This window comes from Kitasatospora sp. NPDC114501, from assembly GCF_055633695.1.
Map to the genome: position 1 here is coordinate 308,635 of NZ_JBVKDS010000010.1, position 13,034 is coordinate 321,668.

The 13,034-nt window shown below is 73.0% G+C and carries 16 protein-coding genes; 13 read left to right on the top strand and 3 right to left on the bottom strand.

Annotated features, from left to right (window positions below):
- The first annotated feature begins 191 nt into the window (after positions 1-191).
- The 8 genes from abc-f (at position 192) to ACZ7RU_RS20915 (ending at position 6,074) form a co-directional block, all read left to right on the top strand.
- Positions 192-1,790 (top strand): ribosomal protection-like ABC-F family protein, encoded by a 1,599-nt coding sequence (gene abc-f / locus ACZ7RU_RS20880; RefSeq protein WP_470342411.1) that lies wholly within the window; start codon positions 192-194, stop codon positions 1,788-1,790.
- A 327-nt stretch (positions 1,791-2,117) separates the two neighbouring features.
- A complete protein-coding gene (locus tag ACZ7RU_RS20885; protein ID WP_030059940.1) occupies positions 2,118-2,351 on the top strand; it encodes a helix-turn-helix domain-containing protein in 234 nt (77 codons plus the stop codon).
- Between the two features lie 307 nt (positions 2,352-2,658).
- Positions 2,659-3,465, top strand: coding sequence for an enoyl-CoA hydratase/isomerase family protein (locus tag ACZ7RU_RS20890; protein ID WP_470342412.1), 807 nt, complete (start codon positions 2,659-2,661; stop codon positions 3,463-3,465).
- 212 nt (positions 3,466-3,677) lie between these two features.
- Complete coding sequence (locus ACZ7RU_RS20895; protein WP_470342452.1) at positions 3,678-4,160, top strand: Asp23/Gls24 family envelope stress response protein; 483 nt, start codon at positions 3,678-3,680, stop codon at positions 4,158-4,160.
- 57 nt (positions 4,161-4,217) lie between these two features.
- Positions 4,218-4,409 carry a hypothetical protein gene (locus ACZ7RU_RS20900; RefSeq protein WP_470342413.1) on the top strand — a complete coding sequence of 64 codons (192 nt, stop codon included), beginning with the start codon at positions 4,218-4,220 and terminating at the stop codon, positions 4,407-4,409.
- Positions 4,409-4,774 carry a hypothetical protein gene (locus ACZ7RU_RS20905; protein ID WP_470342414.1) on the top strand — a complete coding sequence of 122 codons (366 nt, stop codon included), beginning with the start codon at positions 4,409-4,411 and terminating at the stop codon, positions 4,772-4,774. Before ACZ7RU_RS20900 ends, ACZ7RU_RS20905 begins: the two co-directional genes overlap by 1 nt.
- Complete coding sequence (locus ACZ7RU_RS20910; RefSeq protein WP_470342415.1) at positions 4,771-5,430, top strand: DUF6286 domain-containing protein; 660 nt, start codon at positions 4,771-4,773, stop codon at positions 5,428-5,430. The genes ACZ7RU_RS20905 and ACZ7RU_RS20910 overlap by 4 nt, the downstream gene beginning before the upstream one ends.
- Positions 5,427-6,074 carry an Asp23/Gls24 family envelope stress response protein gene (locus tag ACZ7RU_RS20915; RefSeq protein WP_470342416.1) on the top strand — a complete coding sequence of 216 codons (648 nt, stop codon included), beginning with the start codon at positions 5,427-5,429 and terminating at the stop codon, positions 6,072-6,074. Before ACZ7RU_RS20910 ends, ACZ7RU_RS20915 begins: the two co-directional genes overlap by 4 nt.
- 38 nt (positions 6,075-6,112) lie before the next feature.
- Here the strand turns inward: ACZ7RU_RS20915 and ACZ7RU_RS20920 are convergent, their stop codons facing one another.
- On the bottom strand, positions 6,113-6,874 hold the full coding sequence (locus ACZ7RU_RS20920) for an SDR family oxidoreductase (RefSeq protein WP_470342417.1): 762 nt from the start codon (positions 6,872-6,874) through the stop codon (positions 6,113-6,115).
- A 119-nt stretch (positions 6,875-6,993) separates the two neighbouring features.
- Between ACZ7RU_RS20920 and ACZ7RU_RS20925 the strand changes: the two genes are divergently transcribed.
- Both ACZ7RU_RS20925 and trxA read left to right on the top strand, forming a co-directional pair.
- The gene (locus tag ACZ7RU_RS20925; RefSeq protein ID WP_470342418.1) at positions 6,994-7,401 is read left to right on the top strand and encodes a MerR family transcriptional regulator; all 408 of its coding nucleotides are present in this window, start codon (positions 6,994-6,996) and stop codon (positions 7,399-7,401) included.
- Positions 7,402-7,404: 3 nt separating this feature from the next.
- The gene (gene trxA / locus ACZ7RU_RS20930) at positions 7,405-7,737 is read left to right on the top strand and encodes a thioredoxin (protein WP_470342419.1); all 333 of its coding nucleotides are present in this window, start codon (positions 7,405-7,407) and stop codon (positions 7,735-7,737) included.
- Here trxA and ACZ7RU_RS20935 read toward each other — a convergent pair.
- Together ACZ7RU_RS20935 and ACZ7RU_RS20940 are read right to left on the bottom strand one after the other, a co-directional pair.
- The gene (locus ACZ7RU_RS20935; protein ID WP_470342420.1) at positions 7,734-8,531 is read right to left on the bottom strand and encodes an SURF1 family cytochrome oxidase biogenesis protein; all 798 of its coding nucleotides are present in this window, start codon (positions 8,529-8,531) and stop codon (positions 7,734-7,736) included. The genes trxA and ACZ7RU_RS20935 overlap by 4 nt on opposite strands.
- Positions 8,532-8,562: 31 nt before the next feature.
- Positions 8,563-9,558, bottom strand: a complete 996-nt coding sequence (locus tag ACZ7RU_RS20940) for a DEDDh family exonuclease (protein ID WP_470342421.1) — start codon at positions 9,556-9,558, stop codon at positions 8,563-8,565.
- A 125-nt stretch (positions 9,559-9,683) separates the two neighbouring features.
- On the opposite strand from ACZ7RU_RS20940, the gene ACZ7RU_RS20945 reads away from it, so the two are divergent.
- From ACZ7RU_RS20945 to ACZ7RU_RS20955, 3 genes are all read left to right on the top strand, one after another.
- Complete coding sequence (locus tag ACZ7RU_RS20945) at positions 9,684-10,727, top strand: zinc-dependent alcohol dehydrogenase family protein (protein ID WP_470342422.1); 1,044 nt, start codon at positions 9,684-9,686, stop codon at positions 10,725-10,727.
- 303 nt (positions 10,728-11,030) lie between these two features.
- Positions 11,031-11,387, top strand: coding sequence for a DUF485 domain-containing protein (locus ACZ7RU_RS20950; protein WP_470342423.1), 357 nt, complete (start codon positions 11,031-11,033; stop codon positions 11,385-11,387).
- Positions 11,384-13,003 (top strand): solute symporter family protein, encoded by a 1,620-nt coding sequence (locus ACZ7RU_RS20955; RefSeq protein ID WP_470342424.1) that lies wholly within the window; start codon positions 11,384-11,386, stop codon positions 13,001-13,003. Before ACZ7RU_RS20950 ends, ACZ7RU_RS20955 begins: the two co-directional genes overlap by 4 nt.
- The last annotated feature ends 31 nt before the right edge of the window (positions 13,004-13,034 follow it).

A 13,034-nucleotide genomic window follows, 5' to 3' on the forward strand; every position in this document is an offset into this window, starting at 1 on the left:
CCAGGCGGTACTTCTCCGGGGCCGGCACGGGGCCCGGTAGACTTGCCGCCATGGCTATCTTCTCCGGGCAATAGCGGGCGGCGGCGCCGCGAGGGCCGCGCCGACCGCAGATGAAGCCCCCCTCACGCCACCCCGGCCCCGGGTACGTCCCACCCGGCCGCCCGCCCACGTCCCAGGAGTAGTCCCCAGCCATGATTTCCGCCAACGCCCTCGAACTCCGTGCCGGTGCCCGGATCCTGATCGAGTCCGCGAGCTTCAAGGTCGCCGCCGGTGACCGGATCGGTCTGGTCGGCCGCAACGGCGCCGGCAAGACCACGCTCACCAAGGTGCTGGCCGGCGAGGGCCTGCCGGCCGCCGGTACCGTCACCCGTTCGGGCGAGGTCGGCTACCTCCCGCAGGACCCGCGCACCGGTGACCTGGACGTCCTCGCCAAGGACCGCATCCTGTCCGCCCGCGGCCTCGACACCGTGCTGAGGAAGATGCGCGAGAACGAGGACCGGATGGCCAACGGCCAGGGCGCCACCCGCGACAACGCGATGAAGAAGTACGCCCGGCTGGAGACCGAGTTCCTCACCAAGGGCGGGTACGCCGCCGAGGCCGAGGCCGCCACCATCGCCGCCGCGCTGGGCCTGCCGGACCGCATCCTCGGCCAGCCGCTGCACACCCTCTCCGGTGGTCAGCGCCGCCGCGTCGAGCTGGCCCGGATCCTCTTCTCGGACTCCGACGTGCTGCTGCTCGACGAGCCCACCAACCACCTGGACGCGGACTCGATCGTCTGGCTGCGGGACTTCCTGAAGACGTACAAGGGCGGGTTCATCGTGATCTCGCACGACGTCGACCTGGTCGAGACGGTCGTCAACAAGGTCTTCTACCTGGACGCCAACCGCTCCTGCATCGATGTCTACAACATGGGCTGGAAGCAGTACCAGCAGCAGCGCGAGGACGACGAGAAGCGCCGCAAGCGCGAGCGGGCCAACGCCGAGAAGAAGGCCGCGACCCTGAACGCGCAGGCCGACAAGATGCGCGCCAAGGCCACCAAGACGGTGGCCGCGCAGAACATGGCCCGCCGCGCCGACAAGCTGCTCTCCGGTCTGGAGCAGGTGCGCCAGAGCGACAAGGTCGCCAAGCTGCGCTTCCCGGAACCGGCCCCCTGCGGCAAGACCCCGCTGACCGCCAGCGGCCTGTCCAAGTCCTACGGCTCGCTGGAGATCTTCACCGACGTCGACCTGGCGATCGACCGCGGCTCCCGGGTCGTCGTGCTGGGCTTCAACGGCGCAGGCAAGACCACCCTGCTGCGGATGCTGGCCGGAGTGGAGCAGCCGGACACCGGCGAGGTGATCCCGGGCCACGGCCTGAAGATCGGCTACTACGCCCAGGAGCACGAGACCCTGGACCCGGACCGAAGCGTGCTGGAGAACATGCGCTCGGCCGCGCCGGACACCGACCTGGTGCAGATCCGCAAGATCCTCGGCTCCTTCCTGTTCTCCGGCGACGACGTCGACAAGCCGGCCGGGGTGCTCTCCGGCGGTGAGAAGACCCGTCTGGCCCTGGCCACCCTGGTGGTCTCCTCCGCCAACGTGCTGCTGCTGGACGAGCCCACCAACAACCTCGACCCGGCCAGCCGTGAGGAGATCCTGGGCGCGCTGCGCGAGTTCTCCGGCGCGGTCGTGCTGGTCACCCACGACGAGGGCGCGGTCGAGGCGCTCGACCCGGAGCGGATCATCCTGCTGCCGGACGGCGTGGAGGACCTCTGGAACCCCTCGTACGCCGATCTGGTCTCGCTGGCCTGACCGGAAGTAGACGCGAGATCCGCTTTTCGGATGAGAATATCTAGTCCTTTCGGCGTGTCCGGGAATGAAGTAGGCCCGGATTCCGTTTAAGGACTTTCCGTCGGCCCGCCACTCGATCGTGGTCGGGCCGACGCTGCTGATCAGCAATTTCTCGGCGAACGCCGACTTCCACCCGGGGGCGCGCACGCTGTGTGAGCGCCCCGATGCGCTCGGATCACCACCGGCGGACCACGCATTTCCGACATCGACCTTGTCGAATGGGTGGCCAGGACGCGGTGGATGGGTGATCATGGGAATCTGACCGAGCAACGCTACGAGGAGGCACGGGTGGCCGAGACTCTGAAAAAGGGCAGCCGGGTGACCGGTGCCGCGCGTGAGAAGCTCGCGGCCGATCTCAAGAAGAAGTACGACTCCGGGGCGAGCATTCGCGCTCTCGCGGAGGAGACCGGTCGTTCGTACGGCTTCGTGCACCGGATGCTGAGCGAGTCCGGAGTGATCCTCCGGGGCCGCGGCGGTGCCACGCGGGGCAAGAACAAGGCGACCGCCGGGGCCGGTTCCTGACGGCTCGTCGGCTATTGGCTCGATGACGCGGCGGCAGGGCGCCGACCGAGGAGACGACGGCTGGCCATCAGCCCGGCGTCCGCCCTCGGGTCGTGTGGACCGGCCGCCGATCGTCATGTCCGGGCGTTGTCCGCCCCCGTTAATTCGATTCCGTTCGTTTTTCCTTCGTTCTCCATTTCCTCCTCGGCCGCGCCCGCCGTCGAGCGCCGCAGGCCCCGTCGATCTTTCCGGTCCGGGGCCCCTGCCCTCGCGCGTCGAGTTTTGTTACTCTCCGGTAGCCAAGTCCCTCGCCACCGGAGGTCCCCGCATGACCGCTCCCGCCACCGACCCGCAGGCCCCGAGCTGGGAGCGGGACGGCGTCCGCCTGGAGATCGACGGCGAACTCGCCGTCGTCACCCTGTGCCGGCCCAAGCGGCGCAACGCCCAGTCGCCCGCGCTCTGGCGCGCCCTCGCCGACGCGGGCCGCGAGCTGCCCGGCAGCGTCCGGGTGGTGCTGCTGCGCGCGGAGGGGGTCTCCTTCTCCGCCGGGCTGGACCGGGCCATGCTCACCCCCGAGGGCATCCCCGGCGAGCCCACCTTCCTCCAGCTCGCCGCCTCCTCCGACCAGGAGCTGGACGACGCCATCGCCTCGTACCAGGAGGCCTTCACCTGGTGGCGCCGCCCCGACCTGGTCTCCATCGCGGTGGTCCAGGGCCACGCCGTCGGCGCGGGCTTCCAGCTGGCCCTCGGCTGCGACCTGCGGGTGGTCGCCGAGGACGTCCAGTTCGCGATGAAGGAGACCTCGCTGGGCCTCGTCCCGGACCTGGCCGGCACCAAGCCGCTCACCGAACTCGTCGGCTACGCGCGGGCGCTGGAGATCTGCGCGACCGGCCGCTGGGTGGGCGCCGAGGAGGCCGCCGCGATCGGGCTGGCCAACCTGGCGGTGCCGGGCGAGGAGCTGGACTCCGCCGCCCGCGACCTCGCGGCGGCCCTGCTGGCCGCTCCGCGCGGCGCGGTGATCGAGACCAAGGCCCTGCTGCAGGGGGCCGCCGGGCGCTCCTTCGACGAGCAGCGTTCGGCCGAACGGGCGGCCCAGGCCCGCCGGCTGCGGGAGCTCGCCGGGATCGGCGACTGACCGCACGGCGACGGCGCAGGGCCCGGCCCTGGGGGATCCCCCGGGGCCGGGCCCTTTCCCGTACGGGGGGCGGTTGTCCCGGACGGGTGCGGGCCGTCGGCGCTCGGCGGGCGGGGAACGTGGCGAAATGCCAGAGTTAGGGAGGTTTGCGATATAGCTGGAGCCGTACGACGGGAGAAGCGCCCATGCCTGACACTCCGACGCCCGCGACCATGCACAAGCACACCGGTGCCGCCCCGATCTCCGGTCCGCCGGGTGGCGGCGGCGCCAAGCCGGTGGGTGAACGCGGCCGCACCGCGCTGGCCGTCGGCGTGGTGGAGAAGATCGCCGGGATGGCGGCCCGCGAGGCCGCCGGAATCCACGCGCTCGGCTCCGGGCTCGCCCGGACCTTCGGTGCGATGCGGGACCGGGTGCCCGGCGGCGGCAAGCCCAGCGTCGGGCGGGGCATCAAGGCCGAGGTCGGCGAGAAGCAGACCGCGATCGACATCGCCCTGGTGGTCGAGTACGGCGTGGTCATCCCCGAACTCGCCCGCCAGGTGCGGGAGAACATCATCAACGCGGTCGAGCGGATGACCGGCCTGGAAGTCGTCGAGGTCAACATCGCGGTCAACGACGTCCACCTCCCGGACGAACCGGAGTTCGAGGAGGAAGAGGAGCCGGTGGCGGCGTCCGGGCAGCGGCCGAAGCTCAAGTAGCGCGTTCCGAGCGGGGGTTCGGGTCCGACGGGGTAGCGGGAGACGAGGGAGTAGCGGATGAACCTGGCCATCGTCGGCCTGTTGGTGGGTATGGCCCTCGGCTTCGCCGGGTACTTCGGCGGGTTCGCGGCCTTCCTGCTGGTGGCCGCGCTCGGGCTGGTCGGCTTCGTGGTCGGACGCCTGCTGGAGGGCGACATCGAGCTGGGCGACCTCGGGGACCTGCTCCGCGGCCGTGACCGGCGCCGCTGATGGCGGGCTCCGCGTCGGCTCCGGCCCAGGCGTCCGGTCCGGTCCCCGCGCCGGGGCGTCGCGGGCGGCTCAGGGTCGCCGACCGGGTGTACGCCCGGATCGCGGCCCGGGCCGCCCGAGAGGCGCTGGCCGAGGCCTGGCCCGCCGGGCGGCCGAAGGGGGCGCCGCCGCACGTCTCGGTGGCCGTACCGGGGAGCACGGTGACGGTCCGGGTGGCGCTCGAACTGCCGTTCCCGTCCGATATCGCGGCGCTGGCCGCGGCGGTGCGGGCGCGGACCGCCGAACGGGTGGCGGGGCTGACCGGGGCGAGGGTGTCGGAGGTGGTCGTCGTGGTCGAGAAGCTGGTGACGGGGGGCGCCCGGTGAGCGAGGAGGTTCCCGGGCCCGAGGGCGCGCCGGGGGCGGCGCCGGAGGGCCGGCGGCGGAGGGCGGGACGGCTGCGGGCGCCGCGGACGGCCGCGGCGGCGCTGGTGGCGACCGGGGTGCTGGTGGTGGCGGGGGCGCTGCTGTACGACGTGGTCGCGGTGCGGGTCGGGCAGTCGGCGCGGCGGTGGCGGGCGCAGATCGCGGACGAACTGGCGACGCGGCACCTCGACGACCTGTGGGTGCTGGTGGGGGCCGGTGCGGCCGCCGTGCTCGGCGGATGGCTGCTGTGGCTGGCCGTCACGCCCGGGCTGCGGCGGTGGCTCGTGCTGCGGCCGTACGGGGGAACGACCGCGGCCGTCGACCGGGCCGGGGTCGGGCACCTGCTGGCGGACCGGGCGGCGGGCCTGGACGGGATCGACCACCTGCGGATCCGGGTCGGGCGGCGCCGGGTCCGGATCTCGCTGGTGGGAGTGGCGGACCCGGCGCTGGTGCAGCGGCAGCTGCGGGACGAGCTGGAGCGGGTGGGGTTGGGGCGGCCCCTGCGGCTGGACGTGCGGATGGCGCGGGGGGCCGCGGTCGTGGTGGGGGAGGAGCCGGGGGGCCCGGGGGTCGGTCCGGGGACCGGGACGGCCGGCGGTGAGGGAGTGGCGGGGTGAGGCGGACGGTCGTCAACCGGGTGCTGCTGGGGGCGGTGGGGGTGGTGCTGCTGGGGGCCGGGGTGCTGGTACTGGCGGGCGGCCTCGACCTGTACCGGCGGCTGGGCGTGCACCCGCCGCACTGGTGGCCGCTCACCTCGCCCGACCAGCCGGTGGTGAGCACGCGCTCGCGGGGGCGGTGGGTGGCGTCGGCCTGGTGGTGGCCGACGGTGATCGGCGGGCTGGCCGTGCTGGTGGCCGGGATGGCGTGGTGGCTGGTGGCGCAGCTGAGGCGCACCGGGCTGTCGAGCATCGCGGTGCCGACGCCGGGGGTGAGCGGGCTTCGACTGCGGGTCGCCGCACGGGCGTTGGAGGAGGCGATGGAGGACGGCACGGTGGTGCTGCCGGAGGTCGAGCGGGCCGGGGTGCGGCTGGTGCGGGCGCCGGGCCACCCGCGGTTGCGCGGGGCGGTGCGGTTGCGGCCGGGAGGGGATCCGGCCGCGCTGGTGGAGCACTTCGAGGACGGGCCCCGGGCGGACGCGTGCGGGAGCCTGCGGCTGGCGGAGCTGCCGGCCGAGCTGCGGATCCGGGTCCTGCGGGCGGCCCCCGCCGAGCCGCCGCACGGGCGGGGTCGGCGGGGGCGGAGACGGCCCAGGGTGGAGTAGCCGGGGGCGGGCCTGGGTGGTAGCGGACGGAGCGGGCGTCAGAGGGTGCGCAGGGCGCCGCCGTCGACCGGGACCATGAGGCCGGTCAGGTAGGAGGCGGCGGGGGAGAGCAGGAAGGCGGCGACCTTGCCGAACTCCTCGGGGGTGCCGTAGCGGCCGAGCGGGATGCCGGCACTGGCCTGGGCGCGGGCGGCGGCCGGGTCGGGCGCGAGGCCGTCGAGCTCGCGGACCCGGTCGGTGTCGATGCGGGCCGGGAGCAGGCCGACCACCCGGATGCCGCGCGGGCCGAGCTCGTCGGCGAGGGCCTTGGCGGCCATGGCGAGGCCCGGGCGCAGGCCGTTGGAGATGCCCAGGCCGGGGATCGGCTGGCGGACCGAGCTGGAGAGCACGAAGCCGATCACACCGCCGTCGCCGAGCGCCGCGGCGGCGGCGCGGGCGATGCGCAGGGCGCCGAGGAACACCGACTCGAAGGCGTCGCGCCAGGCGTCCTCGGGCGTGGTTTCAACCGGGCCGGCCTGCGGGCCGCCGACGCTGATCAGGATGCCGTCGAGCCGGCCGAAGCGGTGTCGGGCCTCGGTGATGAGGCGCTCGGGGGTGTCGGTGGCGGCGTTGTCGGCGACGAGGCCCCGGGCGGTGCCGAGGGTTTCGAGTTCGGCGACGGCGGTGTCGACGGCCTGCCGGGTGCGGCCGCTGACGAGCACCCGGGCGCCGTCGGCGGCGAGTTCGCGGGCGGCGGCGAGGCCGAGGCCCCGGGTGGCGCCGGTGACGATGTAGGCCTTGTCTTTCAGTCCGAGATCCATGGGGACATAGTGCCCGGTGGAGGTCCGTCGTCGAGGGCGGGGGCGCCCGGGGGGCTGGCGTTGACCTCGGGGGGAAGGTTTACGGTCGTTGCCGGTCGTGCGGAAGGAGCGGGTTCAGCATGCGGATCGGGGAGTTGGCGGAGCGGGCGGGGACGACCACGCGGGCGTTGCGGTACTACGAGCAGTTGGGACTGCTGCCGGCCCGGCGGGCGGGCAACGGGTACCGGGCGTACGACGAGGGGGACCTGCGGCTGCTGCGGGAGATCCGGATGCTGCAGGACGTCGGGTTCGGGCTGGAGGAGACCAGGCCGTTCGTGGAGTGCCTGCGCGCGGGGCACCCGGAAGGGGACTCGTGTCCGGCGTCACTGGAGGTGTACGAGCGCAAGCTCGCCGAACTGGACGACTGCATCGCTCGGCTCGAGGAGGCGCGGGCGCGGGTGGCCGGCCAGTTCGAGCGGGCGGTGCGGGCGCGGGACGACCTCGCGGCCGCCGAACGATCACCACGGTGTGAACTGACGAAGGAGTAGACGATGGTGCGGATCGCAGGAGTGCCGGCCGTGACGGACGACACGTTCGCCACGGAGGTGCTGGCGGCCGAGGGGCCGGTGCTGGTGGACTTCACGGCGGACTGGTGCCCGCCGTGCCGGATGATGGCGCCGGTGCTGGCGGACATCGCCCGGGAGGAGGCGCACCGGATGCGGGTGGTGAGCGTGGACGTGGACCACAACCCGCGGACGCAGGCGGCGTACGGGGTGCTGTCGATGCCGACGCTGATGGTGTTCCGGGACGGCCGGCCGGTCCGGTCGGTGGTGGGCGCGCGGGCGAAGGCGCGCCTGCTGCGGGAACTGGACGACGTGCTCTAGGCGGGCACGGCGTCGAGCGGCACCTCGGCCTCGGCGGCCTGCTTGGCGCGGTCCCTGGCCTCGCGGCGGGCGAGGACCCAGACGCCGACCGGGATCATCGCGGTGAACAGCCACCACTGGATGGCGTAGGCCATGTGCGGGCCGATGTCGGAGTGGTTGGGCTCGGGGATCAGCTGGGGCTGGTCGGCCGGGGCCGGGGTGGTGCCGGTGAGTTCGAGGTAGCCGCCGAGGAGGGCGGCGCCGGTCAGCCGGGCCTGCTCGTCGGTGTTGATCAGGTTGAACTGGCGGTCGGGAAGGCCGGTGCGGTCCTTGATGCCGCTGCCGCCGTAGGTCTCCTCGGCGCGCAGCCGGCCGGTGAGGGAGACCTCGCCGGCCGGGGCGGCCGGGACGGGCGGGTACTCGGTGGCCCCGCTGCCGGAGGCGACCCAGCCGCGGTTGACCAGGACGGTGCCCTTGCCGTCGGCGAGCCGGAAGGGGGTCACGACGAAGTAGCCGATCGTCCCGTTGGAGTCGGTCCGCTTGCGGACCACGAACTCGTGTGCCGGGTCGTACTGTCCGGTGGCGGTCGCCGCGCGCCAGGTGAGGTCCTTGGGGACCGCGAAGCCGGGGGTCGGCGACAGGGTGTCGAAGGGGACCGGCGCGGCCGTGAGGGCCTGGCCGATCAGCTCGTTCCGGGCCACCCGGGCCTCGTGGCGGTGCAGCTGCCAGAACCCCAGCTTGATCGTCGCGGGGATCAGCAGCAGCGCGACCAGCATGGTGATCAGCCACTGTCGGGTCAGCAGAAAACGGTACACATGGGAACGGTACGCCGACCTCACAACCGGCTCACGCACCGGGGTGCGGGGCGACCTCGCGCAGCAGCTGGAGGAAGGCGTCCTCGCGGACCATGGGCGTGCCGACGTCACGGGCCTTGCGGGCCTTGCCGCTCCAGCTGTCCGGCTCGTTGGTGACCAGCAGACTGGTGAGGCGGCTCACCGAGGTCGCGATGTGCAGACCGGCCTCGACCGCGCGGTCCTCCAGGACCTCGCGGTCGGTGGCGGTGTCGCCGGTGATGGCCACCCGCATGCCCTGGACCAGCGGCTTGCCGTCCTCCCAGCGCCCCGGGTTGGGGTACGGGCAGGGCGGGCGCTTCCTGGCCTGGCGGTACGAGTTGCCGGTCCAGGTGCTGCGGCCGGGCGCGGCGGGCTCCTCCTCGCCGAGGTCGGTGACCGCGACGCAGTTCTGCAGCGGCAGCGGCACGCCGCCGTCGCGGGCGAGGCGGAGGCTGGGGCGGAAGGCCTCGGCGAGCACCCGGGCGTCGTCCAGGGCGTTGTGGGCGTGGCGCTGCTGGACGCCGAAGTGGGCGGCGAGCGAGGACAGCTTGCCGTTGGGCAGCGGCAGGCGCAGGTCGCGGGAGAGGACCATGGTGCACAGCCGCTGCTCGACCGGGGCGCGCAGGCCGGCCCGGGAGAACTCGCGGGAGATCATGTTCCAGTCGAAGAGCGCGTTGTGCGCGACCAGGACGCGGTTCTCCAGGCGGGCGGCGAACTCGTCGGCGATCTGCGGGAAGGTCGGGGCGGTGGCGAGCAGTTCGGCGGTGAGGCCGTGGATCCAGACCGGCCCCGGGTCCCGCTCGGGGTTGACCAGGGTGTACCAGTGGTCGACGACGTCGCCGTCCGGGTCCAGCTGGTAGACGCCCGCCGAGATGACGCGGTCCGAGCGGCCGAGACCGGTGGTCTCGACGTCGACGACAGCGAAGCCTCCGGCGGGTGCGGCGGAGCGCTGCGCGGGGACCGGTGCGGTCCGCGGCGCTCCGTACGTCTCGGGCTGGATCGGTTGCATGGTCCAACAGGATAAGGGGCCGGACGGGTGGCTCCGGCCGGAATGTTCCGACCGACCGCCCGGAATAGAGTGGTCGGCGGGGGTGTCGTACACCTGGTCGATATCGTTCAGCTAAGGAACAGCGCATGCGTGCCACCGTGATTCACGGCCCCAACGACATCCGGATCGAAGAAGTCCCGGACCCGGTGATCCAGCAGCCGACGGACGTGGTGCTCCGGGTGGTGAACGCCTGTATCTGCGGCAGTGACCTGTGGGCCTACCGCGGGGTGGCGCAGCGGGTGGCCGGTCAGCGGATCGGGCACGAGTTCCTGGGCGTGGTCGAGGAGGTCGGCGCCGAGGTGCGCGGCTTCGCCCGGGGGGACCTGGTGGTCGCGCCGTTCGTCTGGTCGGACGGGACGTGTGACTTCTGTCTCGAGGACCTCCAGACCTCCTGCCCGCACGGCGGGTTCTGGGGGCAGGTCGGTTCGGACGGCGGCCAGGGCGAGGCGGTCCGGGTGCCGTTCGCGGACGGGACGCTGGTGAGGCTGCCGAAGGAGGCGGCGGGCGACGAGAAGCTGCTGCCCGGGCTGCTGGCGCTGTCCGACGTGATGTCGACCGGGCACCACGCGGCGGTCTCGGCGCGGGTGCGGCCCGGGGCGACGGTCGCGGTGGTCGGCGACGGCGCGGTGGGCCTGTGCGGCGTGCTGGCGGCGCACCGGCTGGGCGCGGGCCGGATCATCGCGCTGGGCCGGCACACCGCTCGCACCGAGCTGGCCCTGCGCTTCGGTGCGACGGACGTGGTGGCGGAGCGCGGCGAGGCCGCGGTCGAGGCGGTGAAGGAGCTGACCGGCGGTCAGGGCGCGCACGCGGTGCTGGAGGCGGTCGGCACCGAGGAGTCGATGCGGACGGCCATCTCGATCGCCCGGGACGGTGGCGCGGTGGGGTACGTCGGGGTGCCGCACGGCGGCAGCGCGGGCGTCGACATCGGCCAGATGTTCGGCCGAAACGTTTCACTGAACGGCGGCGTCGCCCCGGCCCGCGCGTACATCCCCGAACTGCTGCCGGACGTGCTCTCGGGCGCCATCGAGCCCGGTCTGGTCTTCGACCGCACCGTCGGCCTGGACGGCGTCCCGGACGGCTACCGCGCGATGGACGACCGCTCGGCCCTGAAGGTGCGGATCGCCTTCTGAGGCGTCGGCTCCCGGCACCGGCCCGTGCCGCCCCCGTCCGGGGCGGCACGGGCCGGTGGTGTCTCCGGTGGCGTTCCCCGCGGGCGGTGGGACCCGGATCGTGCGCGGCGCACCGCCCGGATGGGCTGCTTTTCGGCCAATCGGATGGTGCGAAGGGGCGAACGGTCGACTGATCGCGATCAACCCCTTCCGGGGCGGGCAGGACGCTCCTAGCATTGCGCGGCGCGCACCAGACGTGTGACGCCCCTCACGTTCGATCGTTCCCCCCGTGTGACAAATACGCCGAAGGAGTGAGGAGACAGCGTGGATTCGCCGCCGCTCACCACCGCCGCCACGGAAGCCCAACTCATCGACGAGAGCGATGAGTTCAGGAAGCTGCGGCGCTCGTTCCGGAGCTTCGCCTTCCCGGTCACCATCGGTTTCGTGCTCTGGTACCTGCTCTACGTGCTGCTCTCCTGCTACGCCCCGGGACTGATGGGCACCAAGGTCCTCGGGCACGTCAACCTGGCCCTGGTGCTCGGGCTGCTGCAGTTCGCGACCACCTTCGCCATCGCGGCCTGGTACGCCCGCTACGCGGACCGGCGGATCGACCCGTCCGCCGCGGCGATCCGCGAGGCGCACGGCGCCGTCGTCCACGCTCCCCGGGAGGCCGCCGAATGAGCCTGCTCGCCAGCTCCGCCACCGAGCACCGCGGCCTGACGATGACCCTGTTCGGGGTCTTCGTCCTGGCCACCCTGGTCATCACCGTCCGGGCCGGGCGGCAGAACCGGAGCGCCTCCGACTTCTACGCCGGCGGCCGCGGCTTCACCGGCTTCCAGAACGGCCTGGCCATCTCCGGCGACTACATGTCCGCCGCCTCCTTCCTCGGCATCGCCGGGTTGATCGCGCTCAACGGCTACGACGGCTTCCTGTACTCGATCGGCTTCCTGGTCGCCTGGCTGGTCGCGCTGCTGCTGATCGCCGAACCGCTGCGCAACTCCGGCCGGTTCACCATGGCGGACGTGCTCGCGTTCCGGATGCGCCAGCGCCCGGTGCGCACCGCGGCCGGGGTGTCCACCATCGTGGTGTCGATCTTCTACCTGCTCGCCCAGATGGTCGGCGCCGGAGCACTGGTGGCCCTGCTGCTGGGGGTCACCGGGGACGGCGCCAAGCGCTGGACCATCCTCGCGGTGGGCGCCCTGATGATCGTCTACGTGGTGATAGGGGGCATGAAGGGCACCACCTGGGTGCAGATCGTCAAGGCGGTGCTGCTGATCGTCGGCGCCGCGCTGATGACCGTCCTGGTGCTCGCCAAGTACCACTTCAACCCCTCGGAGCTGCTCGGCGCGGCCGCCTCCGCCAGCGGCAAGGGCGCCGCCTTCCTCGAACCCGGGCTGAAGTACGGGGCCAGCGACACCTCCAAACTCGACTTCATCAGCCTGGGGATCGCCCTGGTGCTCGGCACCGCCGGACTGCCGCACATCCTGGTCCGCTTCTACACCGTGCCCACCGCCAAGGCGGCCCGGAAGTCGGTGCTCTGGGCGATCGGCATCATCGGCGTCTTCTACCTGATGACCCTGGCCCTCGGCTTCGGCGCCGCGGCACTGGTCGGCCGCAGCGGCATGGTGGCCGTCGAAGGGAAGACGCCGTCCGGGAACACCGCGGCGCCGCTGCTCGCCGAGCAGCTCGGCGGCGGGGCCGGCACCACCGGTGGGGCGGTCATGCTCGCGGTGATCTCGGCGGTCGCCTTCGCCACCATCCTCGCCGTGGTCGCCGGCCTCACCCTGGCCTCCTCGGCCTCGTTCGCCCATGACCTGTACGCCAACGTGATCCGGCGCGGCAGGGCGAGCGAGCGGGAGGAGGTGCTCTCGGCGAAGTGGGCCGCCGTCGCGATCGGCGCGGTCTCCATCGTCCTCAGCCTCTACGCGGGCAAGCTCAGCACCGCCGCCCTGGTCGCGCTGGCCTTCGCGGTGGCCGCCTCGGCGAACCTGCCGACCCTGCTCTACTCGCTGTTCTGGAAGCGCTTCACCACCACCGGCGCGGTCAGCTCGGTCTACGCCGGCCTGATCTCCTCGGTGGTGCTGGTGGTGTTCTCCCCGGTGCTGTCCGGAAGCGACAAGTCGCTCTTCCCGCACTCCGACTTCCACTGGTTCCCGCTGGAGAACCCCGGGCTGGTGTCCATCCCGATCGGCTTCCTGGCGGGCTGGCTCGGCACCCTGCTGTCCAGGGAACGACCCGACCCGGCGAAGTACGCTGAACTGGAGGTCCGCTCGCTGACCGGACTGGGCGCCCACTGATCGTCCCGCGATGACTATGCTGGCCCGGCCC